This is a genomic window from aff. Roholtiella sp. LEGE 12411, from assembly GCF_015206995.1.
GTDB lineage: Bacteria > Cyanobacteriota > Cyanobacteriia > Cyanobacteriales > Nostocaceae > Komarekiella.
Map to the genome: position 1 here is coordinate 1 of NZ_JADEXR010000055.1, position 23,351 is coordinate 23,351.

Consider the following 23,351-nt stretch of genomic DNA (forward strand, 5'->3'; position numbering starts at 1 on the left):
AATTGCGGGCGGCAGAAGACCCAGAGTTTGAAACCTTCTATACCAAAAACATTTTGCTGAATGAGGGCATCCGCGCTTGGATGGCTCCTCAAGATCAACCTCACGAACAATTTGTATTCCCTGAGGAAGTGCTACCTCGCGGTAACGCCCTCTAAATAATGATGAGAGACAAACTATAAAGTGCCCATGATCCTTATTAAGGACTAGGGTTGGCGACAATTTGCAGCATTAGGATTATGGAAAGCCTACGAGCAAGTACAGTATATCCTTGGCAGAAGCTAGAAAAATGCCCAAATTATCCACTACTTAGTAATCCTCCGCCTTTTGGTGGGGGTTTTTCTATTTATAGTTAATATCTTTTAAATTTATGTGTTATGTTAGATAAAGTTACAAGCTCAGAGCAAAAACGCTCTGCCTTTTTGATACTAAGACCACTTAGGCAACAAGGAGGTGATGCCCATGATAGAAAGTAGTAAATGCATGGGTCATCAGGTTGCAGTTAGCCGGCTGTGTGCTGGGGCTGTTCTCTGAAAGTTAGCCTTAGTCATCTTGAGAGACTAAGTTAGCTCAAGTAGCTAGGCAAGCTCGGAGTTCCTTCCGGCAGTCTGGTTGCAACCTGAAGACCCGCTAGACCGCTCTGACTTAGATCTACTGATCTAAATCAGAGCGGATAGTCATTTATGGGCACTTTCGATTTATCAATGCTTGCTCCTGAAAAGTTAGACGCAAGTGACGTTAAAGTCTTATTAACAAAAAATATCTTCATAAATCCTTGGTAACTGAGTAGACGTGGTAAAACAGCGTCCATCTCTGTTGGTAATAGATAAATTACCAGTGACTCCATCCTCGTATACTTTTTTTATGTAATGGATGAGGGAAGTTTCGCCAAATAAGGTGCAATAAGTAATGAAACTATAAGCGAATGTGCATCTAACTTGCACTCTTGAAACCTTGGGAAGTCAGCAGTCAGGAAAATCTTTCTTCTGGCTTATAACTTCTAACTCTTAGGTGAATATGTAATTTGAATGCTGATTAACTGAGAATAGGAACTTTTTGATATGGCAAAACTACTTACTGAGGCTGAAATCCAGGAACAAGCAAGCTATCTGTCAGATTGGACAGTTGAAGAGTCTAAATTACAAGCCACTCGTACATTTAAGGATTTTATCCAAGCAATTGAGTTTGTAAATAAGTTAGTAAAACCTGCTGAGTCTGCGGGACATCATCCAGATATAGAAATTTCTTACAACAAAGTCAAAATTACACTAACAACACATGATGCAGGTGGGTTGACGCAGAAGGACTTTGATGTTGCGAGGGTAATTTCCCAAATCAACTAAGTGATTTATCTGGACAAAATGCTTATTCTATAAAGCTTTTAGCCATTTAGCAAAGTAGAGATTAGTGAATCCCCAATACCTTACTGCCTGCTTAGATATATACATAACCTATGTGTGACAGTTATTAAGGCGATCGCTCCTATCTTGCCATCTGAATCAGGTGTTTTATAATGTTATGATATGAGGATATGTTTTTGCCTAGGTTGATTGCATAAATTTTTAACGATTAAGTTAATCAGTTATTAGCTTTGCAAAAACTAAAATTGTAGTAGTGGCAACTATGTCTCATCCATAAGTTTAGATGAGATGTCGCATTTTTGAGAGTTAGGTGCAACAAACGCAATTATCTATACAAGGTGTGAGGAGAAAAGGAAAGATGTCTAATCTCTTGTGGAAATCATTAGTGGTTAGTCCAGCAGTTTTGGGAGCAACATTGTTAGTTTCAACAACAGCAATTGCGGCTCCAAGTACCACTGAAGTATTACCAGCTGAACAACCGAGTGTAACTACGGTTACCCAACAACCAGAGTTGTTAGCTCAAACAGCTAATGATGCTAACGTTTTAGATCAAGTTAACCGCTACAGCAACGAAGGTAGCGGCAAGAATAACAGCCAGGCTCAGGTAACATCGGTTTCCCAGTTTTCTGATGTACAACCCACCGACTGGGCATTCCAAGCATTGCAGTCCTTAGTCGAGCGCTATGGTTGTATTGCAGGCTATCCCAATGGCACATATCGCGGTAATCGTGCTCTAACTCGTTATGAATTTGCCGCTGGTTTAAACGCCTGTTTGGATCGGGTTAACGAATTAATTGCCACAGCAACGGCTGACTTGGTGACTAAACAAGATTTAGCTACCTTACAGCGGTTGCAAGAAGAATTCTCCGCAGAACTGGCAACCTTACGCGGTCGGGTAGATTCCTTAGAAGCGCGTACCGCTGAATTGGAAGCAAATCAGTTCTCCACTACCACCAAACTGGTTGGGGAAGCTATTTTTGCTGTTAGTGATGCCTTTGGCGATGGAACAGGCGACGCCAACAACACTGTGTTCCAAGACAGAGTACGTTTAGGCTTGCAAACCAGTTTCACTGGTAGAGACGTTTTGACCACCCGTCTTGCGGCTGGTAATGCACAAGCCTTTGCAATACAAGGTAATACTGGCACTATTGCTGGTGCTGAGGGTACTCAAACGTTTCAAATCGGTAGTACTGGTGATAACAGCGTTGAAATAGACAAACTGACCTATGAAGTTCCTATAGGGCCAGCTCAAGTTTACCTCGCAGCTGCTGGTGGACGACACAGTCATTATGCTGCTGTTAACAACCCTTACTTTTTCGACAAAACAGACGGCGGTAACGGCGCTTTGTCTGCTTTCTCTTCTGAAAGTCCCATCTATCGTATTGGTGGTGGTGCGGGTATAGCACTTAACCTACCTTTGGGTCGCGGTGGCGGTATCTTAGGAAACAGTTCAGTCACTGTAGGTTACTTGGGATCGGAAGCAAATAGTCCTGCTGCAAGTCAAGGTGTATTCAACGGTGACTATGCAGCCCTAGGTCAGTTGAACTTTAGTCTTGGCGATCGCATAGCCTTAGCAGCCACCTACGTCCACGGGTATAATGGCGCGGGTAGTGCTCTATTCGATTCGGGTCTGAGTCTGAATAATGCTGCGGGTACTCCCATTGGTGTAGTAGGTACTCAACAAGCCAATACTCTGGCTAATGCATCTTCAAGTAATTCCTACGGTGTATCGGCGGCATTTAGACCAAGCGACAAGCTTTCTGTCAGCGGCTTCGTAGCCTACACTGATGTTGTAGGTTCTGGTGTTGGTGATGATTTTGAATCTTGGACTTATGGAGCTGGGGTTGCCTTATCTGATTTTGGTAAGAGAGGTAACGTGTTAGGTGTTTTCGCTGGCGCACAACCCTATGCCCTTAACCGACCAGGTTTTGGTGGTGGCGATGTACCATATCAAATTGAAGGCTTCTACAAGTATCGCGTGTCGGATAACGTCTCAATCACTCCTGGCGTTATTTATCTGACTTCTCCTGGTCAGAACAGCGATAATGATGACGCCATTATCGGTACACTCAGAACAACTTTTACCTTCTAGAGTGTTGAAAATTTGCCTGTAATTTGAAATATTGCTCCCCGCCATAAGGCGGGTTTTTTTTCGGGAATAGCAACGAAAAAACCCCAGTGAGTAACCGGAGTATACTAGAAGAGGATGAATTATGAAGTCAAAAATTGTAATTTATTGATCCTTTCAGTGTTCATCCTTTAACCTTTAAACTTCAGTCCTACCTGTGGAACTATCGTGTAAATCTGAATACGCAATTCTTGCGTTGTTAGAGATGTCCGCTCATTACGAAAGCGGGGAACCAATGCAAATTCGACAAATCGCAGCACAACAAAACATACCTGATCGTTATCTCGAACAACTACTAGCAACTTTGAGGCGTGGGGGTATAGTTAAAAGTCAACGCGGGGCTAAGGGTGGTTATTTTTTGATGCGAGAACCTCGGAAAATAACACTCTTCGAGATTTTAGGATGTTTGGAAGGTTTAGATGTGCAAACGTGTGAAGGAGATATCAATACCAAAACTGTAGACAGTTCTGTTATAGAAGAAATATGGCAAGAAGCATCTCAGGCTGCTAACACAGTGTTGCAAAACTATACACTTCACGATCTTTGGGAAAAACGAGAATCACATCGGCAAGTGGATATCATGTACTACATTTAGCCATTAGCATTAGTCATTTGTTATTTAACTAATGCTAATGACTATTAGACTCGTCCGGAATATGATTTAGGTACAAAAAATGGTAGAAAGTAAAATTGACTCTCTACCAACATCTAATTAAATGATTAGTATCTTTGATTATATACAAAAGTATCCACGAAAAGCAAAGCAACTTTTGGGCATTAGTTATGACCAATTTACTGACCTTGTAAACTATACTAAAAAAAGTCATAAAGATATAATTGATATTAAAGTAGGTTATCCTGGTCCAACGGCAGACATAAAATTATTCCGAGAGCAACAAACAAAATTTGATGAAACACAAGAATTTGAGGGAGATAAAGCGTATCAAGGTGGGAATAATATTACTACCCCTCATAAGAAGAAAAGAAAACAACAATTAAATGAACAACAAAAATCAGAAAATAAAAATCTATCAAGTAAGCGTATATTTGTTGAGCATTTAATACGTGTTGTAAAAATTTTCCAAGTTGCATCACAAAGATTTAGATTAAATACTGATGTCTATAACCCACATTCCGCACCCTTAACTGTCACAATCGGTTATTACGGAAGTTAATTCATAGAAAAGGAGTAAAAAATTACATTTGTCTCAAAAAAAACAGATTTGGGATAGGAAATTTTATTAGATATATTCTCAATAAGCAGCAATAAAGATAAGAGTGGTTTGGTGGAAAATTTTAATAAGACAATTTTATTCTTACAAACTCAATACATCCTTGTAACTTATGCCTGTCTGAAAATAAAGTTAAAAACGCCATGACTTGTTCAGAACATTAATTTTATTAATGAGCTAAATGGTCTAATTAAAATATTAATAATATTGCTCAATCAACTTATACATCTATAATAATTACGACAAGCTTCTGGGAGGAATAGGAGAATGTACTTCATTTCAGATGTCAAATTACAAAATTCTGTTTTTTGTTGAAAAGTAGCAAGATGAACTGATTGAAAACATTGAAATATCCACCGCATGGTTGGATTATTTATGGCTTTTCCTAATTGATTTTTTACAGTATAGTTTAAGGATTTTAAAGCTGCTCTAATTTCTCTTTCTTTGATAATTTCTTTAAGTCAGATTTTTTTCTATCCTGACTTTGTACAACTAACCATCTTTGTTTTATATCTCCATAAGTTATTTTCTTCTGAACGTATGAATATCCTGGTTTTTCACTTTTCACAAATTCCGATTCGGCTAAACTTATTACTAAGCTTTTTGCTGATTTTATCGTCAATAATGATTTTGAACCAATTTTGCCATCAAAATAACCTAAGAACTCAAATTTTGTACTTAGTTGTAAATATTCAACCGTATCTCTAAGTTAATCATAATAATTCCTATCTAGCTCTAATAAATTCTAGTCAACTCTCCCAATCATTAGTTCTTATGTACTAAATATCTCCGTTTCTTTGGGGTGTGACAGTTAAGGGTGCGGAATGTGGGCTATAATGAGATAGTTTTGTTAATTTGTGGTCTGGTAAGACTGCGAATTGGAACTTTTGTCTTACCTAAATAACTTAGTATTAATTAAAAATTGTGTTTGCGTCGGGCAACCTCTATGTATTTTTCCGCTCTAAACTATCAGTAACTATATCAAACACTGATTTCTTCGTTGAAACAGAATCTGCAAGGACTGGTCTCAAAGCCTTGTAAATATTGGCTTGCGAGTTTTCTGATAGGTCTAATGTCGTTAGGGTATATACTCAAACCATAAGGTGATGTCTAGCAACAAGCTGCTACGCGTATACGCTTGGATCACCCAATTAAAAAGAAACTTGTTTTCTAAAGTAAAATTTTTGATTAGCCTAATATATTACTATATTTTAGTGAAGATATACCCATAACAGTTTTGGGAATAAATCAAAAGTTTTGGTGTGCGATAGCGCAAGCGCTGACTTGTCAGTTCGCAACTAATCAGGTTTATAGAAAGTGCGATTAATTATTGCTCACAATCGCCGAATACTAAGTTCCAATCCTTCACATATACCTGTAAGAAAATCTAAATCTAAAGTAGCAATTGTATCACTGGGTTTGTGATAGTTTGGATTCCGCAAAAAGGCTGTATCTGTCACCATAATTGCCGGATAACCTGCATCCCAAAACGGTGCGTGGTCGCTTAGTCTTGTTTGACGAACTATTAAACCTCTATTTGATACTGGTAGCCACTGACTAGGTATGCCAACTTTGCGAATGCTACGGCTAATCCCAATTAAGTCACGAATCGTCCGCAAATTGCCAATTAAACTAATAAAATCGCCCCGAGTTGGGTAAAAGCGTTCTAGAGGGGGCGGATAGCTTTGAGAACCAGGGTTAGAATCACGATAGCCCAGCATTTCTAGAGATATCATTAAGCGTAGCGGTTGTTGTTGTTGGCGCAACAAGGCTACATAGTCAGTGCTACCCAGCAAACCGTATTCTTCCATATCGAAAGCAACCAATCTTAAGGGATATTTTGCTGGCTCTGAGGCAAACTTACTTGCCAATTCCAGCAATACTGCTACACCTGTGGCATTATCATCAGCTCCTGGTGTTCCGGGTACAGCATCATAGTGAGCACCAATTAAAATTGGTGGCAAGTCTTGCTTTTGCTGTTCAGCCTGGGAAGGCAAATTTAAGATGAGATTTTTACAGGTTTTGCTCCCTACGAGAAAGGTGTGGATTTCCACACTTCCCCATCGTGCAAATTGTTGACGGATGTATTCTTGGACAAAAAAATGTCCAGCTGTCGCCATGTAGGGATCGCGTTCTCGCGCAATCTCAATCAGATGAGTTTGTAATCGCTCTTTTAAATTCAAATGTTTAAAATAGTCCCAATATAATCTTTTTCAGACAGGAGGGAAAACAGGGCATAGTGTTATTAGGGTTTATTTCCCAACTGTTTAGATATAGTGAATTAAATTCATTGGACTACCAGAGTTAATGCTGCTAAAGCACACCAACCATCGTCAATGTTATCTTAGTCTTGCAACTAGCCCCTCAAACTTAAATTTTTTTATTCTGACCTTAATGATGATTATTATACCATTGAGGTGTTTTCATCCTGTAGCGCAAAGCTAGAGATAGTCCCGCCTAATCATAATAAATTTGTAAGACACGCTAGGAGAAGAGTAACGCATGGGCAAGGTAGTCGGCATCGACTTGGGTACAACCAACTCAGTAGTCGCCGTAATGGAGGGTGGCAAGCCGGTGGTGATTGCCAATGCAGAAGGAATGCGAACAACCCCCTCCGTAGTTGGTTTCAGCAAAGAAGGTGAAAGAGTAGTTGGACAAATGGCACTGCGACAAACCGTTCTCAACCCACAAAATACCTTTTTCGCAGTTAAGCGCTTCATTGGGCGCAAATATGGCGAACTGAGCCAGGATTCAAAGCGTATACCCTATACCATTCGTAAGGACGAAGTAGGTAATATTAAAATTGCCTGTCCCCGTCTCAATAAGGAATTCGCCCCAGAAGAAATTTCGGCAATGGTGCTGAAGAAATTAGCAGACGATGCTAGTCGCTACTTGGGTGAACCAGTAACAGGGGCAGTGATTACAGTTCCTGCTTATTTTAACGATTCCCAACGGCAGGCAACCCGCGATGCTGGCAGAATTGCCGGGTTAGAGGTGTTGCGGATTCTCAATGAGCCTACTGCTGCATCTTTGGCTTACGGATTGGATCGTGGTGACACGGAAACCATCTTAGTATTTGACTTGGGTGGTGGCACTTTTGACGTGTCAATTCTAGAAGTTGGCGATGGCATATTTGAAGTCAAAGCTACTAGTGGAGATACCCAACTTGGTGGTAATGACTTTGACAAAAAAATAGTAGATTGGTTGGCAGAGCAATTTCTGGAAACCGAAGGAATAGATTTAAGACGCGAGAGACAATCTTTACAACGTCTGATGGAAGCTGCTGAAAAGGCAAAAATCGAGCTTTCTTCTGTCAGCGTCACTGATATTAACTTACCTTTTATTGCTGCTGATCAGGAAGGCCCTAAACACCTAGAAACTCGCCTGACTCGTTCCCAGTTTGAGGGTTTGTGTGTTGATTTGGTGGGACGATTGCGGACACCAGTTAAAAGGGCGTTGAAAGATGCTGGGATGTCACCCGCAGACATTGAAGAAGTCGTGCTAGTTGGCGGTTCCACACGAATGCCAATGGTAAAGCAGTTAGTGCGGGACTTGATTGGTACAGAACCAAATGAAAATGTTAACCCTGATGAAGTTGTGGGGGTGGGTGCAGCAATTCAAGCAGGCATTCTGGCGGGCGAACTCAAAGATGTGCTGCTTTTGGATGTCACACCTCTATCTATGGGTTTAGAAACTATTGGTGGGGTGATGAAAAAACTCATTCCTCGCAACACCACTATACCAGTACGCCGCTCTGACATTTTTTCCACGTCTGAAAATAACCAAAATACTGTGGAAATCCACGTAGTCCAGGGCGAACGGGAAATGGCAGCAAATAATAAATCTCTAGGGCGTTTCAAGCTGTATGGCATTCCGCCTGCTCCTAGAGGAGTACCCCAGGTTCAGGTATCCTTTGATATCGATGCTAATGGTATTTTACAGGTAACAGCCCTGGATAGAACTACTGGTAGAGAACAAAGTATTACCATTCAAGGCGCTTCCACTTTGAACGAGTCGGAAGTGAATCGGATGATTCAGGACGCCCAAAAATATGCTGAAGTTGACCGAGAACGCAAAGAAAGGATAGAAAAGCGTACTCGTTCTGAAGGCTTAATTTTTCAAGCAGAACGACAACTTAGAGAAGTGGCGCTGGAATTTGGGATGCAGTTTGCCCGCAACCGCCGCCAACGAATTGATAATATTAGCCAGGAACTACGGGAGAGTCTCAAGCAAAACGACGATCGCGGTATTGACCAAGCTTACGCCGACTTGCAAGATGCTCTGTATGAGCTAAATCGAGAAGTTCGCCAGTATTATGCTGAGGACGAAGAAGACGACTTGCTTGGTACTATCCGTGACATCTTTACTGGTGGCGATAAAGAACGGGAACGCGAATCTCCCAGAGATACGTACCGAGAACGCGATTCTTATGGGAGGGATTACAACAGCAAAGACTACAACAGCCGGGATTATAACAGCAGAGACTATAGCAACCCGGATTACAACAACCGAGACTATAACAAAGACAGTCGTTCCTCATCCTATGACAACCGTTCTTCTCGCAAATCTCGTCCAAGCTACCAGGATAACTGGGATGATGACGATGATTGGTAACAGTATTCATGAATGGGCGGTAAATAAATCTCGCCTAGACCTCATCGCACAGATCTGGTAGTCCAAATAAATAATGAAGTTGATTCAGAATTAGGATTTGGTAATGGGTAAGAGAGTTAAGAATTAAGTATTTGAAGTCGTAGCTTATCCATTACTAAAATTCTTAAAGTTCTGTTTGTCGTAAAGCCCTTTGGGCATAGCTTCTGTACAAGAAGTTGCCCCAACGCTTAATGCGTAGCATCTACCACAGAAGAAGATAAGCGATCGCCGAAATTCAGGCAAGCAACTTGTCTTAAAACTAAATTCTAAAGTTAATTAATTGAACTATGCAAAATTTGCAGAATTTCCGCGATTATTACGAGATTTTGGGAGTATCTAAAGAAGCCTCCAATGAGGAAATTAAAAAGGTTTATCGACGCTTAGCACGACAGTATCATCCAGACCTAAATCCAGGAAACAAAGAAGCAGAAGAAAAATTTAAGGTTGTCGGTCAGGCTTATGAAGTTCTTTCTGATCCAGGGCGGCGAGCACAGTACGACCAGTTTAGCCGCTACTGGAAACAACAAGGCTTTGCTGGCAAACAAACAACGCCACGAGGTAAAGGAGGCTGGGGGGTAGATAATCGCACTAATGGTCGCACCAGCACTCAAGAAGTAGATCCTGGACAGTTTTCCAACTTTGAGGACTTTATTAATCAAGTCATTGGTGTAGGTGGTCGTAAAGCAAGTAAAAACGGGACAAATACTGCTAGCAGCACCAAGGAAGATCCGTTTCGTTCCACCAATACAAAAGTTCAATATACAGTCAACCCCCGCCCCACCCGCCGCGATATAGAAGCCAGATTGACCTTACCATTAGAAAAAGCTTATCAAGGTGGCAGTGAACGCATTCGCTTGGAAGATGGGCGATCGCTAGAAGTTAATATGCCTCCAGGTATGGTAACAGGTCAAACTATCCGCTTGCGGAACCAAGGTATTGGCGGCGGCGACCTATATTTAAAAATTACCGTTGAACTTCATCCATTGTTTAAGCTGGAAGGCTCTAATATATTTTGCCAGGTGCCAGTTACTCCTAGTGAGGCAGTTTTGGGAGGACAGGTAGAAGCCCCAACTCTAGATGGCCCAGTGAAAATGACCATTCCCCCAGGAGTGAGGTCTGGTCAAAGACTCCGCTTGGCCAATAAAGGCTACCCCGTCGAAGACGCTAAACGTGGCGATCAATTGGTGGAGATTCAGATAGTTACGCCGAAGAATATTAGTGCCCAAGAACGGGAACTTTATGAAAAATTGCGGCAAGTTGAAACCTTTAAACCCCGCGCTGATTTACTTGGTTAGGGATGAGGAAGTATATCTAGATAAATTAATGATTTGATATCCACTCTAAATAAATAGAAGTTCTATGAACACATTCAAAGAAAGCTACATAGTAGATGAAAAAGGGAATCGCGTTGGAGTAATTCTGGATATAGCAAATTACTATCAACTGCTTGAGGAGTTAGAAGAATTGGAATCAATTCGCGCCTATGAGGCTGCTAAGGCTTCTGAAGATGAGGCTATTCCATTTGAGCAAGCAGTTAGTGAAATTGAGCAAGCTCGTTGATGAGTTACACTATTTCTATTCTACGCCGCGCTCAGAAGGAGTTAGAAGACTTACCTGTTGATGCTTATGAACGAGTCAGGGAGGGTATTCGCGCTCTTGCTGAAGATCCCAGACCACCTGGTTGCTTAAAATTGACTAACCTGGAAGGATGGCGTATCCGAATCGGTAATTATCGTGTGATTTACGAGATTGATGATGAGCAAACAATGATTACTGTTCTTCACGTTGGTCATCGACGCGATGTTTATCGCTAAGTACCCTTTGAGTTAGACATAGGAGACTCGGGTGCTGTGAACTTGAGAGGTTTACAATAAATAATAGAAAAAACGCGATCGCAAGGTGACTCAAACAGCCGTGAATCACAATGGGGCAATGTCACAAAGCAGTAAACCCACTTATTACTCCCTGCTAGGATTGCATCCCTCGGCATCGGTAATCGATATTCGTCGTGCTTATCGAGAACTGAGCAAACGCTATCATCCTGATACTACAGAGTTGGCTACTGCTGTTGCTACTGCTAAATTCCAGCAAATCAACGAAGCCTACGCCACCCTTAGCAGCCCAGAACGACGCTTAAGCTACGATATAAAAATTGGCTATTCCCGCTTTGGGGTCATTCAAGCACCCCCCGACTTGAACCATCCCGTCTCTGGTTCCCACGACTGGTCTAAATCAGCTTACCTCGATGCCAGCGATCGCCCCCTCTCTTCTGGCGAAATATTTGTTTTGTTTATTTTAGTATTGACCTTTGTGGGTTGTCTGCTGCTAGCGATCGCCATTGGCTTAACTCGCGGTGATGCTGCTTTTCAAACGCAACTGCTGCAACCACCTCCATCTATACAACACCAGATTACTAACTTTTCGCCACCCACTGCCCTGAGTGGAATTAAAGATTAAAATTAAAAAATATTTTTGTTGATTATTCCTAAGTAGAATTTTGTATTGCTTATGTCTCTTCTTCCCTCGGAAACCCCTTTATATAACCATCCTCTGCCGCAAATTGAGCAGTGGCTAAAAAACCAAGGCTGTCAACAAGATGAAACACAGCGGCATTGCTGGCATGTGCAACGTCCCAGTTGGCAAGCTGAACTCTGGCTTGATCTTGAGCAAATTATTGTGCGATATAATATCCAATCTGGAGAAAATCAGCAAGAGATCCAACGCTCGTTCAAGTATTCCCTTAGTCGAGAAGATATAGAACAAGCGGTTTTTTCTGGGCCGTAAATTAGGAATTGGGCATTGGGCATTGGGCATTGGGCATTGGGCATTGGGCATTGGGCATTGGGCATTGGGCATTGGGCATTGGGCATTGGCATGGGTTATTCTCTTTGTCCCCCTGTCTCCCTTGTCCTCCTCATCCCCAGTCCCCAGTCCCCAATCCCTAGACTTTGCCAAACCGCCGCTCCCTTTGCTGATAGGCACACAAAGCACGATGAAACTCAGTACGGTCGAAATCTGGCCAGAGAGTTTCTGTTATGTACATTTCTCCATAAGCCATTTGCCAGAGAAGGAAATTTGAGAGGCGCATTTCTCCACTGGTACGGATCAGTAAATCTGGGTCTGCAATTCCTGCTGTGTAGAGATGGCTCTCAAACACTTTTTCATTAATTTCATGAGGTTGTAGTAGACCTTGTTGGACTTTTTCGGCGATCGCTCGGCAAGCTTGTAAAATCTCCTGCCGTCCCCCATAATTGGTTGCGACTGTAAACCGGATACCGGGATTGTTGCTAGTTTCTTCCATAGAACGAGAAATCTCTCGTTGGAGCGATCGTGGTAGAGCCTGCAAATTTCCCACAAACTGAATTTGAACATTCTCTTCTACCATTTCCCGTAGTTCTTGGCGCAAGACTCTTTGGAACAGGGTCATCAAAAAATCTACTTCTTCCTGCGGCCTTTTCCAGTTCTCTGTCGAAAAAGCGTAAGCTGTCAGCGCCTGAATTCCCCAATCTTTACAGCAACGCAGCAAATCTTTAAGAGCATCTACACCAGCTTTATGCCCCATAATTCGAGGTAGACCTTGGCGTTTAGCCCATCGACCATTGCCATCCATAATCACCGCAACATGCTTGGGTAGCAGTTCTCGTTTCAAGTCAATGGGCAAATCTTGCAGTTTAGTTTCTTGTACTGTCATTTTTTATCTCGAGAAGCGGTCGATGGTAATCCAAGTAAACGTGAAACTAGTGCTAGTGCCTTCCCACCTATCTGACGAGCTAAACTTAACAGACCTGGAGCGACAGCTTCCCGATCCACCGTTGGAGACAATTGAGCATCTAATGACTCTTTCAGCTTCCTAATCGTCAGTGGTCTATTTAGAGTTCCTCGTTCCGCTAAAGAAATAGAACCCGTTTCTTCTGACACAACGACACAAATGCAATTTTCGACCCGCTCAGTAATTCCCATCGCCGCCCGGTGGCGTGTTCCCAACTGGCGCGAGGCTGTGCGTCCCGAAAGTGGTAAAATTATACCCGATGACACAATCCGCGAACCACGGATCAATGTTGCCCCATCGTGTAACAAAGTTTTCGGTTGAAAAATTGTCTGTATCAGTTCCTTAGAAACTTCTGCATTTAGCTTTACTCCAGGCACAGAAAAATCTCGCTCATCAATTGGACCTGTGGTTTCCAAAATTAGTAAAGCTCCAATGCGGTTTTTTGACAATTCTTTAACAGCCTCTACTATTTCATCAATTACACTATCAGACTTGGGTATTGCCAAACTTGAAGGTTGAAATAACTGGCGGAACTCGCCACGTCCTAGTTGTTCCAAAAACCGCCGAAACTCTGACTGTAAAGCAACTGCCATTGCTACAGCACAACCAATTACCAACTTCTCTAGTACAAAATTTAATAAAGGTAGCCCTAATCTGCTACTTAGTGCTGACGCTAGCATCAAGATAATGAATCCCCGCACCATCCACAGTGTCCGGCGCTCACTAATAATAACTAGTATCATGTATGTCAGCGCCAGAACTAACACAATATCCAGAGTCCCAAGCAGCAAGGACTGTGACCATCCTAGGTTTGTCAGCCATTGCTTCCACCAATCTCTCATGACATCTGGATTACACTTTTGCCTCTAATTACAATTAGTCATTAGTCATTAGGAGCCAGTGCGTTACCAAGAGTTGTTTGCTCGCCGCAAGCCGGCGCTCAGAACTTCTTCTAGCAAAGACGTTGTGCAAACGGAGGGTTCCCCCCGTTGTAGCAACTGGCGTTTATTAATCATTTGTAATAAGTTCTTGGCTAATGACTAATGACCAACAGAGAAGTCAGAGCGGAGGAAGCCTCCGCTGTGAACTTCGGTTTCCGATCAGAACTTCGGGGACAAATGACTAACTCTTTAGTCTCTCTGGTAGGCAATCTTGTCGAATTAAGTCTTGATAAGTTTCGCGTTGCAAAATTAAATTTGCTTCGCCATTCGCCACTACAACTGCTGCCGGTCGGGGTAAGCGGTTGTAGTTAGATGCCATACTGTAATTGTACGCACCAGTTCCCATAACTACGAGAATATCCTGTGGTTCTGTTTTTGGCAGTAAAGCATTTTTAATCAGAATATCTCCTGATTCACAATGTTTACCAGCAATTGTGACGGTTTCTGTTAAAGGAAAAGACATTTTATTGGCAACTACTGCTCGATAAACTGATTGGTAAGTAATCGGGCGGGGATTATCAGACATTCCTCCATCAACTGCTATGTAGGTACGAATTTCGGGAATAACTTTGGATGAACCAATAGTATAGGCAGTGACGCAAGCTGTGGCAATTAGCGATCGCCCCGGTTCACATAGTAACTTCGGCAAAGGCAGATTTTCGACTTCACAAGCTTGTTGAATTACTTCACAAATGGGTTTTACCCATTCTTCAATGCTAGGGGGATCGTCTGATTCTATATACTTAATCCCTAAACCGCCACCAACGTTTAATTCTGTCAGTTTTAAACCATACTTTGCCGCTTCCCGCAACCACTGCACCATAAGAGCAGCTAAATCCCGATGCGGTTGGCGCTCAAAAATTTGAGAACCGATATGAGCATGTAACCCTACGCAGTCAACAGCAGATTGCTTGCTTATAAAACTAAACAGTTCCTCTAGCTGATTCGGATCAAAGCCGAATTTACTATCTAGTTGTCCCGTGCGAATATATTCATGCGTGTGACATTCAATACCTGGAGTTAACCTCAATAGTATCCGAGGATTTTGTAGAAATGTTGTATACAACGTCTCTACAATTTCTACCAAAGTACGTAACTCGTGCCAGTTATCTACCACAATAGTGCAACCGGATTCTATGGCAAAAATGAGTTCTTCACGAGATTTATTATTGTTGTGCAGATAGATTTTATCAGCACTGACACCCGCTTGCAGGGCGGTGTAGAGTTCCCCACCAGATGCTACATCTATTCCTAAACCAACGGAAGCCGCGATCGCACAAACTGCTAAACAATTCCAAGCTTTTGAGGCATACAGTACTTGAGATTCACCGTTGTAGTATTGCTTAAAGCTATCTCGATATTGCTGACAAGCAGTACGCAGGGTTTCTTCATCTAAAATATATAAAGGTGAACCAAACCTTTGAATTAGGGTTGTGACATCACACCCACCAATTTCCAGGAAGTCATGATTATGAACTCTGGCACTCAAGGGTAAAAGTTCTTGATTAGGCGAAAGCTTTGTGTTGGTGCTGGGCTTTTGAGGTAAATACTGATTTCCAGAATGTTTAACCCCAGTGGGGCGAGTCGATACCATAACTATAATAGTTGTCCTTGTTCAAATTACGGGCGTAAGTAAGTCTCCCGATTCCCAGTTTACAAAGGGTTTGTAATCTTATTCAATAAATGTGATTTCATTAGACTTAGAACTTAAATTACTGACACTAGAGCATCTAAGTGCATTGCTAGAACTGGATCAAGCCTGTTTTGGTGGTTTATGGACAATGGATGCCTATCAACGTGAGTTGGACAGTCCCAACAGCGACTTACTGGGTTTATTTTCGCCTCTCTCTAATTCGAGGCTACTGGGAATGGGTTGCTTTTGGTCAATTTTAGAGGAAGCCCACATTACAATTTTGGCAGTTCATCCCCAATATCACCGTCAAGGTTTGGGGCAAGCTTTACTATATTCACTCATAAATACAGCTTGCGATCGCGGCTTGGAGCGAGCTACCCTCGAAGTCCGAGCTTCTAACTCAGCAGCCATATCTTTATACCAAAAATTTGGCTTCAAAACAGCCGGGCGGCGTCGGCGTTACTACCAAGATAACGGTGAGGATGCACTAATTCTTTGGATTTGCGACCTGCAAGAGCCACAATTTCAAGCAACTTTGAAAAATTGGTATACCTTAGTTTGCGATCGCCTCAGCAAATCCTCTTGGCAGTTAATTTTTTAAGAAATTGAGATAAACCCAATATTAAAGGTCGTTTTTTCCTACAGTAGCAAATTTAGCTAAAAATTGATGTAAATTTGTTACTATTGACATCATTTTGAGAATCTTCTGTTGCTCGTCTGTCTTTAGTCAACGTTGGATCGTTAGTTTTTCTCTTCCTCAAGTAACATAAGCGAGATAACAGCAATGTTTGGTAGCTTCTACTTGACAATTGAACATGGTCAGCAAAAAAATGCCATTTTGACACAAATTTTTTATTTAAATAACTTATTTGTATTTTTTTAAAGATAAATAAAAGTTATAACTTTGCTCTAATATTGACATTAAGAAATATATTTGATATTTGTTAATGTTTGGGATGAAATTGACAAACACTCAATACCAGCGGTTAGTTGTTTGTAATCAATGCCAAAAACGCTGGTAAAATCAAGCTCCTCAGTACACTAGCCAAATAGAAGTAATTAATAGTTAGCAATTACCCCATTAACCTGAGTAAGAAGCTTTGGATGTCTATAATCTTTATACAGGCGTCCAAAAGCTTAGCCTGTGCTAAAATCAGCGTACCGGCACGACGCAGGTGATGGGAAAAATGCCATGTTTGAACGCTTCACAGAAAAAGCCATTAAGGTAATCATGCTGGCCCAAGAAGAGGCCCGCCGTTTAGGCCACAATTTTGTCGGCACCGAACAGATCCTCTTGGGTCTGATCGGTGAAGGCACTGGTGTGGCCGCCAAGGTGCTGAAATCAATGGGTGTCAATCTCAAAGATGCTCGAATTGAAGTTGAAAAAATTATAGGACGAGGCTCAGGCTTTGTTGCTGTGGAAATTCCATTTACGCCACGGGCAAAGCGAGTTTTAGAACTATCCTTGGAAGAAGCACGCCAACTGGGGCATAACTACATCGGCACCGAGCATCTGCTGTTGGGCCTAATCCGAGAAGGGGAAGGTGTAGCAGCCAGGGTGCTAGAAAACCTCGGTGTGGATTTATCTAAGGTAAGAACCCAAGTAATCCGCATGTTGGGAGAAACTGCTGAAGTTTCACCAGGCGGTTCATCCGGTCGCACAAAAACCCCGACTTTGGATGAGTTTGGCTCGAACCTCACCCAAATGGCAACAGACAACAAGCTCGATCCAGTGGTGGGACGCGCCAAAGAAATTGAGCGGGTGATTCAGATATTGGGTCGCCGGACGAAAAATAACCCAGTGTTAATTGGGGAACCAGGTGTTGGTAAAACCGCGATCGCTGAAGGTTTAGCATCACGTATTGCCAACAAAGATGTCCCTGACATCCTGGAAGATAAGCGTGTGGTGACGCTAGATATCGGTTTGCTTGTTGCAGGAACTAAATACCGGGGTGAATTTGAAGAACGTCTGAAAAAAATCATGGATGAAATCCGCTCTGCGGGTAATGTCATCCTAGTGATTGACGAAGTTCACACCTTAATTGGTGCAGGTGCAGCAGAAGGTGCTATCGATGCGGCGAATATCCTCAAGCCAGCTTTGGCAAGAGGTGAATTGCAGTGCATCGGCGCGACAACCCTAGATGAATATCGCAAACACATCGAGCGGGATGCAGCTCTTGAGCGTCGTTTCCAACCAGTAATGGTCGGCGAACCCACTGTAGATGAGACAATTGAAATTTTGTATGGTCTGCGCGAGCGCTACGAGCAACACCACAAGCTGAAAATCTCTGATGAAGCATTGGTGGCGGCGGCTAAGTTATCTGATCGTTACATTAGCGATCGCTACCTCCCAGATAAAGCAATCGATTTGGTTGATGAAGCTGGTTCTCGGGTACGCTTGATTAACTCCCAACTGCCACCCGCAGCCAAGGAGTTAGACAAAGAACTGCGTCAGATCTTAAAGGAAAAAGATGATGCAGTCCGCTCTCAAGACTTTGATCGAGCTGGAGAACTGCGCGATCGCGAGATGGAAATCAAAGCAGAAATTCGCGCGATCGCTCAAAGCAAAACCAATGCAGCTGGCACAGAAAGCGAAGAACCCGTAGTTACAGAAGAAGACATTGCCCACATTGTCGCCTCCTGGACTGGGGTGCCGGTGAACAAACTCACCGAATCTGAATCTGAAAAGCTGCTGCACATGGAAGACACCCTACATCAGCGTCTTATTGGCCAAGACGAAGCTGTGAGGGCAGTTTCACGGGCAATTCGCCGTGCTCGTGTCGGTTTGAAAAATCCCAATCGACCTATTGCTAGCTTTGTCTTCTCCGGGCCTACTGGTGTGGGTAAAACAGAGTTGGCGAAGTCATTAGCATCTTACTTCTTCGGTTCCGAAGAAGCGATGATCCGCTTGGATATGTCGGAATACATGGAGCGTCATACCGTCAGCAAGCTGATCGGTTCGCCTCCTGGTTATGTTGGTTATAACGAAGGCGGTCAACTAACCGAAGCCGTGCGGCGACGTCCTTACACTGTGGTGCTCTTTGACGAAATCGAAAAAGCACACCCCGATGTGTTCAACATGTTGCTGCAAATTTTGGAAGACGGTCGGTTAACCGATGCTAAGGGACGCACGGTGGACTTCAAGAACACCTTGCTGATTTTAACTTCCAATATTGGTTCTAAGGTAATTGAAAAAGGCGGCAGCGGTATCGGCTTTGAATTCTCCGGAGAAGATGCGAGCGAGTCAACTTACAACCGGATTCGCTCTTTGGTGAACGAAGAACTCAAGCAGTACTTCCGTCCAGAGTTCCTCAACCGACTCGATGAAATTATCGTCTTCCGTCAGTTGAGCAAGCCAGAGGTGACACAAATCGCCGAAATTATGCTCAAGGAAGTGTTTGGTCGTCTGACCGAAAAAGGTATCACCTTAGAAGTCACCGATCGTTTCAAAGACCGCTTAATCGAAGAAGGTTACAGCCCCAGCTACGGCGCAAGACCTCTGCGTCGAGCGATTATGCGCTTGTTAGAAGATAGCCTAGCAGAAGAAATTCTGTCTGGTCGCATCAAGGATGGCGATACAGCCGTCGTTGATGTCGATGACACTGGCAAGGTTCAGGTAAGTTCTCAACAGCGCCGGGAATTATTACCCCAAGTGGTTGAGTAAGTTTTGAAGTTTGAGGTTTAAATCTCAAATAGAAAATTAGAAAACGGTAGAGTGTTTATTGCTCTACCGTTTTTTTGACTCTCTGAGGCGAAAAATTATTTATATTAATTGTTAGATATTTTACGAACTCTTTTGTATATCTCTTGTACAAACCAGGATATTGCTTTTTGGATAGTCTCAAAATTTTCGCTTGAATAGTATAATTGCTTTGCATAAGGCCCCAATTCATTTAGTTGTGAATTTAAATCAGATTTACTACCATGAGTCTTTAAAGCTCTTAATTTATTCATATTCATTATTGTCAAAAAATTGTCTTTTAGATGCTGCGTTTCCATATAGTTAGGTTTAATAATTTCAAAAAATATCTTAACTGATGCAGGAAGGCTTTGCTTTCGGATTTTTTCTATGTTTTTTCTATCAATGTAGATGCCACCAATGTTTTTTAAATTTTCTGATTTGATGGCAGAATTTGGCACAGTTACACATATTTGCGGTAAATCCCAGTTACTATTTTTTCGCTTATTATAAGATGATTGCACTCTATTATAAGCTTCTAAAAATGATTTATTATTTTCATTAATATATTTATATTCTTCATCAAAAAGAACTTCGATTGCAGATTCTAAAGTATTACGAGCAGACTCACAAAAAGTTGTAATCTGCTTTTTATCTCGGCATTCAGCCATATCTTTACTATATTTTTTTAAGTTATCAACCCAAGATGAATAATTTGTATCCGTTATATATAAATAATCAATATAATATTTATCTGGTATCTTTGACTGTTTCTGAGTTTTTTGGAAATTTTCTTTATCAGTGTTAATTGTAATGTTATCAATTGATTTATTAGTTAATGCTTGTGTTTCAGATAACTTAGAAATTTGCTCTGATAGTTGATTTATGTTACTAGAAAAATTCTCATTTAATCTAATAAATTGACAATTTATTTCATTAGATAATAAATAAATATTACTTTTTAGGTCTTGAATTTCTTGTTTTAATTCTTCATCCATATAATATCCAGCATTGTGCATTTAGACAATTTACTGAGGTTTACTAATTTTAGTATAAAGCTCTAAATATTTTTTATAGATAGAATCATTTCTTCCCTTAACCATACCAATAAACTCTATTTTGCCCCGAAGTACTTGTTTAAAATTTTGTTTATACTTGGCGGGTAATCTGCTTTGAGATTCATGCTTTTCTTGATACTCTTTTTCCACAGCCTCAAGCCCAAATTTAGCCCAAGCATGAAGCATAGCACGAACCTGACGCACATACCTTCGGTCAACATTAGGAAATAGATTAGTCGTTAATCCCGTTACTTCTTGATGATTACCTTTGACTTGCAGTCGATTTTTATGATTATTTACCTCAAATCCGTTCTCATCAATAATTGATATTAATCTATTACCAATAAAAATTTTATTTACATCTTCTTGACCTACTATATATGCTAATTGTTCAGGGAACTTAGGTAAAGTTGTTGAAAAAGTAATATCATCTGCATACCTTGTATAAGTCGCTTTGTACTCTTTAGCTAAACGTTGCAATTGACTATCCATCTTGGCACAAATCATATTAGTCACGGTGGGTGAAGTTGGTGCGCCTTGAGGTAACTGATTGTTATGACAACAAATCTGAGCTAAAACTGTCGCTACATCTGGATGCAAACCATAGGGTGCAGCCATAAACATACCCCGGACTCGACCAAAATTAATCGACGAAAAAAAATCAGTTAAATCAAGATTTAGAACATAGCGTTTTTTAGTATGAGCTTGAGCATTAGTTACAATGTTTTTTCCCCTCACAAACCCATGCACTGATGGTTTTATCTCATACACTGTTTGTAAAACTTGATTAAGTTTTTTCTGAATAATTTTAAGTGCAGTTATCGGAGTTGATATCTGACGAATACCACCAGACTTTTTAGCTATCTCAAAAGTTATATAACGTTTGTCAGATTCAACAAGATATATATGATAAACAAGACGAGAATAGGAAACCTCTAAAAGGTCAGCTATATCCATTGGTTGTTTGAGAGAGTAAAATTTCTCTCGTAAAGATTCGGGGCTATCTGCAAGAAGCAACTGAGAGTTTTTTTTCACTTTGTCCCCTGAGTTATCCTTAATCAGCTATCCTTTGAGCGATGTAACAGCCATATTTAGATTTAGCCTTGACACAGATATCATGCTAATTTCTACAATTGGAAATAAAAAAATATCACTTGCGGGTGTATTCTCGCCTATTCGGATAAGGATCAAGAGGCAATTTAGAAGACTAAAAACCTCGTAAAGCTGACCGTGAAATACACCGTCGCAGGATCAACAACGGAAATCAATACTTATTCCCGCAAGTGATTGAAGTGGTTTGTCTAAGAAATCATTGCTTACAACTGATTCAGACTTACCTTTAGGTAATTTTACAGGCAAATGGTCTCAAAGTATTAGGTGAAAATAACTAAATAAGTGGTAGGTTGGGCTGAACAATAAAGAAATCCAACAAATTACATTGGTAGCGTTGGGGTTTCGTGCCTCAGACCAACTTATATAAATTTTTGTTCTTATCGTAATTGTGGAATCTAGCTGTTTTCAGTGTAAATCCTGGAAATACAAAACACTTAACCCTTAATCATGAGTGGAATTAATCGTCAAATTAGCCTTGACGTTAGACAAGTTGCCAAGCACATAGCAGGTACACCTCAAAGTCAAAGACTTCTCAAACGAGGACTTGCCGCTCATGTATTTAACGATGAACCTACAATGAATAGAGTTACTCAAGCCATAATAGAAAATGGGCAGTTCACAGGAATGATTCGAGGATATGACCGTTATGGGATGTTTTTTAATGAACCAATAGGTTATAGAATCAGTCCAGATGGTAGCCGTATTCTACTTTACTATGGGGAGATAAAAATTAATGCAGACGACCAATACCACATCATCCCCCGCACAAGACCTAGTGAAGAATAACTGGGAATTTACAGAAGTATGGATAGATGCAATGTTATCCCCTCCGTACATTCTTTTATTGCTTTGTGACAGTGAGCAAAACTGTAAAATTTATGACCCAGCGCAGGGTTATAAAATTGTATTTTCTAGTAATGACTATAATGCAGCCAAGTTATGGTTACTAGAAGATGAGTATGAACCAATTGAAGGTAGGCTTTTAGCTGCGGAATTCGCCTAAGTTCCTTGAAAGTTATGAGAGATTAGCTGGCTAATTTTGATCCAACAGTGGGAGCAGAAATTAAAAAAATCCGACCTGCTGTGGTGGTAATCTCCGATGGTGTTGGTAAATTACCTATTAAATTAGTCGCACCAATCACTGACTAGAAGGAATATTACACTGGCAATATCTGCCATATCAAAATCGAAGCAGATACTAAAAATAGTTTGACAAAAGCTTCTGCTGTAAATGTTTTACAATTGCGCGGTATGGATGTGCAAAGATTCATCCATAAAATTGGAGAATGTTCGACTGAAATTATGGAGGAAATAGCTACAGCTGTTGCTGCGGTAGTTGAGTATTTTTGATAAATCGTTTTTGTTTCTTTCGCTATGGCAGGTTTATCAGCAATCCTTTAAAAAGGCTAAATACGTTGATTTAACTTACGCGATCGCACACAATTATCTATTGACATAGAATCAACATAAATCAGGAATTAAGGAGTAACTCGTTATCTCTCTCTACCAGCCGGTGACTGTTTTTTTAAGAGAAGGAGGCAAAACTGAAAATAAGCTAGAACCTTGCTTTATAATTGCAGCAATAAAGATTAGGAAATTTAATAATCTATCTAGTAGTCCTAATCTTCAGCTTATATCGCCTTAGCAGGTTATAGTTTATGCACACTAGTTTTGCTTAATTTTGGTAGATGCGATAAGTGTATTACTAATATTTGTATGGGTTGATGTAAAACCCAGCTTGCTTACAAGTATACCTTTAACGCCAAAATAATCAAGGTATTTGTCCC

General features: G+C 41.1%; 22 protein-coding genes and 2 pseudogenes. 17 read left to right on the plus strand and 7 right to left on the minus strand.

The window, feature by feature from the left end; all coding sequences use genetic code 11:
- From IQ246_RS14305 to IQ246_RS14325, 5 genes and pseudogenes are all read left to right on the plus strand, one after another.
- A pseudogene (locus IQ246_RS14305) lies at positions 1 to 155 on the plus strand (photosystem II D2 protein (photosystem q(a) protein)); the annotation flags it as partial.
- A gap of 903 nt (positions 156 to 1,058) precedes the next feature.
- Positions 1,059 to 1,340, plus strand: a complete 282-nt coding sequence (locus IQ246_RS14310) for a 4a-hydroxytetrahydrobiopterin dehydratase (protein ID WP_194004028.1) — start codon at positions 1,059 to 1,061, stop codon at positions 1,338 to 1,340.
- 376 nt (positions 1,341 to 1,716) lie between these two features.
- Complete coding sequence (locus IQ246_RS14315; protein WP_194004029.1) at positions 1,717 to 3,450, plus strand: iron uptake porin; 1,734 nt, start codon at positions 1,717 to 1,719, stop codon at positions 3,448 to 3,450.
- A 193-nt stretch (positions 3,451 to 3,643) separates the two neighbouring features.
- Positions 3,644 to 4,081: an Rrf2 family transcriptional regulator gene (locus IQ246_RS14320; RefSeq protein WP_194004030.1), complete on the plus strand. Its 438-nt coding sequence runs from the start codon at positions 3,644 to 3,646 to the stop codon at positions 4,079 to 4,081.
- Between the two features lie 121 nt (positions 4,082 to 4,202).
- The gene (locus IQ246_RS14325; RefSeq protein WP_194004031.1) at positions 4,203 to 4,661 is read left to right on the plus strand and encodes a transposase family protein; all 459 of its coding nucleotides are present in this window, start codon (positions 4,203 to 4,205) and stop codon (positions 4,659 to 4,661) included.
- A 475-nt stretch (positions 4,662 to 5,136) separates the two neighbouring features.
- Here the strand turns inward: IQ246_RS14325 and IQ246_RS14330 are convergent, their stop codons facing one another.
- On the minus strand, positions 5,137 to 5,340 hold the full coding sequence (locus IQ246_RS14330; protein ID WP_194004032.1) for a hypothetical protein: 204 nt from the start codon (positions 5,338 to 5,340) through the stop codon (positions 5,137 to 5,139).
- A gap of 712 nt (positions 5,341 to 6,052) precedes the next feature.
- Positions 6,053 to 6,901, minus strand: a complete 849-nt coding sequence (locus tag IQ246_RS14335) for a M28 family peptidase (RefSeq protein ID WP_194004033.1) — start codon at positions 6,899 to 6,901, stop codon at positions 6,053 to 6,055.
- A 319-nt stretch (positions 6,902 to 7,220) separates the two neighbouring features.
- Here IQ246_RS14335 and dnaK point away from each other — a divergent pair, with 319 nt between their 5' ends.
- The 7 genes from dnaK to IQ246_RS14370 all read left to right on the plus strand — a co-directional run bounded on the left by dnaK (position 7,221) and on the right by IQ246_RS14370 (position 12,316).
- Positions 7,221 to 9,332, plus strand: a complete 2,112-nt coding sequence (dnaK, locus tag IQ246_RS14340; protein ID WP_194004034.1) for a molecular chaperone DnaK — start codon at positions 7,221 to 7,223, stop codon at positions 9,330 to 9,332.
- Positions 9,333 to 9,658: 326 nt separating this feature from the next.
- Positions 9,659 to 10,666, plus strand: a complete 1,008-nt coding sequence (locus IQ246_RS14345; protein WP_194004035.1) for a DnaJ C-terminal domain-containing protein — start codon at positions 9,659 to 9,661, stop codon at positions 10,664 to 10,666.
- A gap of 64 nt (positions 10,667 to 10,730) precedes the next feature.
- Entirely contained in the window at positions 10,731 to 10,931 is a 201-nt protein-coding gene (locus IQ246_RS14350; RefSeq protein ID WP_194004036.1) for a hypothetical protein, read from the plus strand.
- Positions 10,931 to 11,185, plus strand: a complete 255-nt coding sequence (locus tag IQ246_RS14355) for a type II toxin-antitoxin system RelE/ParE family toxin (RefSeq protein ID WP_194004037.1) — start codon at positions 10,931 to 10,933, stop codon at positions 11,183 to 11,185. The genes IQ246_RS14350 and IQ246_RS14355 overlap by 1 nt, the downstream gene beginning before the upstream one ends.
- A 118-nt stretch (positions 11,186 to 11,303) precedes the next feature.
- Positions 11,304 to 11,828, plus strand: coding sequence for a J domain-containing protein (locus IQ246_RS14360; protein ID WP_194004057.1), 525 nt, complete (start codon positions 11,304 to 11,306; stop codon positions 11,826 to 11,828).
- Between the two features lie 51 nt (positions 11,829 to 11,879).
- Complete coding sequence (locus IQ246_RS14365; RefSeq protein WP_194004038.1) at positions 11,880 to 12,155, plus strand: DUF3143 domain-containing protein; 276 nt, start codon at positions 11,880 to 11,882, stop codon at positions 12,153 to 12,155.
- An 8-nt stretch (positions 12,156 to 12,163) separates the two neighbouring features.
- A complete protein-coding gene (locus IQ246_RS14370; RefSeq protein ID WP_194004039.1) occupies positions 12,164 to 12,316 on the plus strand; it encodes a hypothetical protein in 153 nt (50 codons plus the stop codon).
- Here IQ246_RS14370 and IQ246_RS14375 read toward each other — a convergent pair.
- From IQ246_RS14375 to lysA, 3 genes are all read right to left on the minus strand, one after another.
- Positions 12,313 to 13,062, minus strand: a complete 750-nt coding sequence (locus IQ246_RS14375; RefSeq protein WP_194004040.1) for an isoprenyl transferase — start codon at positions 13,060 to 13,062, stop codon at positions 12,313 to 12,315. The genes IQ246_RS14370 and IQ246_RS14375 overlap by 4 nt on opposite strands.
- Positions 13,059 to 13,982 (minus strand): diadenylate cyclase CdaA, encoded by a 924-nt coding sequence (gene cdaA, locus IQ246_RS14380; protein ID WP_194004041.1) that lies wholly within the window; start codon positions 13,980 to 13,982, stop codon positions 13,059 to 13,061. Before cdaA ends, IQ246_RS14375 begins: the two co-directional genes overlap by 4 nt.
- Before the next feature lie 280 nt (positions 13,983 to 14,262).
- Positions 14,263 to 15,675 carry a diaminopimelate decarboxylase gene (lysA, locus tag IQ246_RS14385; RefSeq protein ID WP_194004042.1) on the minus strand — a complete coding sequence of 471 codons (1,413 nt, stop codon included), beginning with the start codon at positions 15,673 to 15,675 and terminating at the stop codon, positions 14,263 to 14,265.
- Positions 15,676 to 15,766: 91 nt separating this feature from the next.
- Between lysA and rimI the strand changes: the two genes are divergently transcribed.
- Both rimI and IQ246_RS14395 read left to right on the plus strand, forming a co-directional pair.
- Complete coding sequence (gene rimI, locus IQ246_RS14390; protein ID WP_194004043.1) at positions 15,767 to 16,315, plus strand: ribosomal protein S18-alanine N-acetyltransferase; 549 nt, start codon at positions 15,767 to 15,769, stop codon at positions 16,313 to 16,315.
- Positions 16,316 to 16,906: 591 nt separating this feature from the next.
- Entirely contained in the window at positions 16,907 to 19,378 is a 2,472-nt protein-coding gene (locus IQ246_RS14395; protein ID WP_194004044.1) for an ATP-dependent Clp protease ATP-binding subunit, read from the plus strand.
- 104 nt (positions 19,379 to 19,482) lie between these two features.
- Here the strand turns inward: IQ246_RS14395 and IQ246_RS14400 are convergent, their stop codons facing one another.
- Both IQ246_RS14400 and IQ246_RS14405 read right to left on the minus strand, forming a co-directional pair.
- The gene (locus tag IQ246_RS14400; RefSeq protein WP_194004045.1) at positions 19,483 to 20,391 is read right to left on the minus strand and encodes a hypothetical protein; all 909 of its coding nucleotides are present in this window, start codon (positions 20,389 to 20,391) and stop codon (positions 19,483 to 19,485) included.
- A gap of 30 nt (positions 20,392 to 20,421) precedes the next feature.
- Positions 20,422 to 21,486 carry a reverse transcriptase domain-containing protein gene (locus IQ246_RS14405; RefSeq protein WP_339379289.1) on the minus strand — a complete coding sequence of 355 codons (1,065 nt, stop codon included), beginning with the start codon at positions 21,484 to 21,486 and terminating at the stop codon, positions 20,422 to 20,424.
- A gap of 525 nt (positions 21,487 to 22,011) precedes the next feature.
- Between IQ246_RS14405 and IQ246_RS14410 the strand changes: the two genes are divergently transcribed.
- The 3 genes and pseudogenes from IQ246_RS14410 to IQ246_RS14420 all read left to right on the plus strand — a co-directional run bounded on the left by IQ246_RS14410 (position 22,012) and on the right by IQ246_RS14420 (position 22,914).
- Positions 22,012 to 22,350, plus strand: coding sequence for a hypothetical protein (locus tag IQ246_RS14410; protein ID WP_194004046.1), 339 nt, complete (start codon positions 22,012 to 22,014; stop codon positions 22,348 to 22,350).
- Positions 22,298 to 22,567 (plus strand): hypothetical protein, encoded by a 270-nt coding sequence (locus tag IQ246_RS14415; protein WP_194004047.1) that lies wholly within the window; start codon positions 22,298 to 22,300, stop codon positions 22,565 to 22,567. The genes IQ246_RS14410 and IQ246_RS14415 overlap by 53 nt, the downstream gene beginning before the upstream one ends.
- A 26-nt stretch (positions 22,568 to 22,593) precedes the next feature.
- Positions 22,594 to 22,914: pseudogene (locus IQ246_RS14420) on the plus strand (type II toxin-antitoxin system PemK/MazF family toxin).
- The last annotated feature ends 437 nt before the right edge of the window (positions 22,915 to 23,351 follow it).

Bases quoted from the DNA above. Each gene is read 5' to 3' on its own strand.
- IQ246_RS14355 (WP_194004037.1), top strand. From the start codon at position 10,931: ATGAGTTACACTATTTCTATTCTACGCCGCGCTCAGAAGGAGTTAGAA.
- IQ246_RS14315 (WP_194004029.1), top strand. From the start codon at position 1,717: ATGTCTAATCTCTTGTGGAAATCATTAGTGGTTAGTCCAGCAGTTTTG.
- IQ246_RS14360 (WP_194004057.1), top strand. From the start codon at position 11,304: ATGTCACAAAGCAGTAAACCCACTTATTACTCCCTGCTAGGATTGCAT.
- IQ246_RS14310 (WP_194004028.1), top strand. From the start codon at position 1,059: ATGGCAAAACTACTTACTGAGGCTGAAATCCAGGAACAAGCAAGCTAT.
- dnaK (WP_194004034.1), top strand. From the start codon at position 7,221: ATGGGCAAGGTAGTCGGCATCGACTTGGGTACAACCAACTCAGTAGTC.
- IQ246_RS14410 (WP_194004046.1), top strand. From the start codon at position 22,012: ATGAGTGGAATTAATCGTCAAATTAGCCTTGACGTTAGACAAGTTGCC.
- IQ246_RS14395 (WP_194004044.1), top strand. From the start codon at position 16,907: ATGTTTGAACGCTTCACAGAAAAAGCCATTAAGGTAATCATGCTGGCC.
- lysA (WP_194004042.1), bottom strand. From the start codon at position 15,675: ATGGTATCGACTCGCCCCACTGGGGTTAAACATTCTGGAAATCAGTAT.
- IQ246_RS14350 (WP_194004036.1), top strand. From the start codon at position 10,731: ATGAACACATTCAAAGAAAGCTACATAGTAGATGAAAAAGGGAATCGC.
- IQ246_RS14365 (WP_194004038.1), top strand. From the start codon at position 11,880: ATGTCTCTTCTTCCCTCGGAAACCCCTTTATATAACCATCCTCTGCCG.
- IQ246_RS14345 (WP_194004035.1), top strand. From the start codon at position 9,659: ATGCAAAATTTGCAGAATTTCCGCGATTATTACGAGATTTTGGGAGTA.
- IQ246_RS14325 (WP_194004031.1), top strand. From the start codon at position 4,203: ATGATTAGTATCTTTGATTATATACAAAAGTATCCACGAAAAGCAAAG.
- cdaA (WP_194004041.1), bottom strand. From the start codon at position 13,982: ATGAGAGATTGGTGGAAGCAATGGCTGACAAACCTAGGATGGTCACAG.
- IQ246_RS14415 (WP_194004047.1), top strand. From the start codon at position 22,298: ATGCAGACGACCAATACCACATCATCCCCCGCACAAGACCTAGTGAAG.
- IQ246_RS14400 (WP_194004045.1), bottom strand. From the start codon at position 20,391: ATGGATGAAGAATTAAAACAAGAAATTCAAGACCTAAAAAGTAATATT.
- IQ246_RS14375 (WP_194004040.1), bottom strand. From the start codon at position 13,062: ATGACAGTACAAGAAACTAAACTGCAAGATTTGCCCATTGACTTGAAA.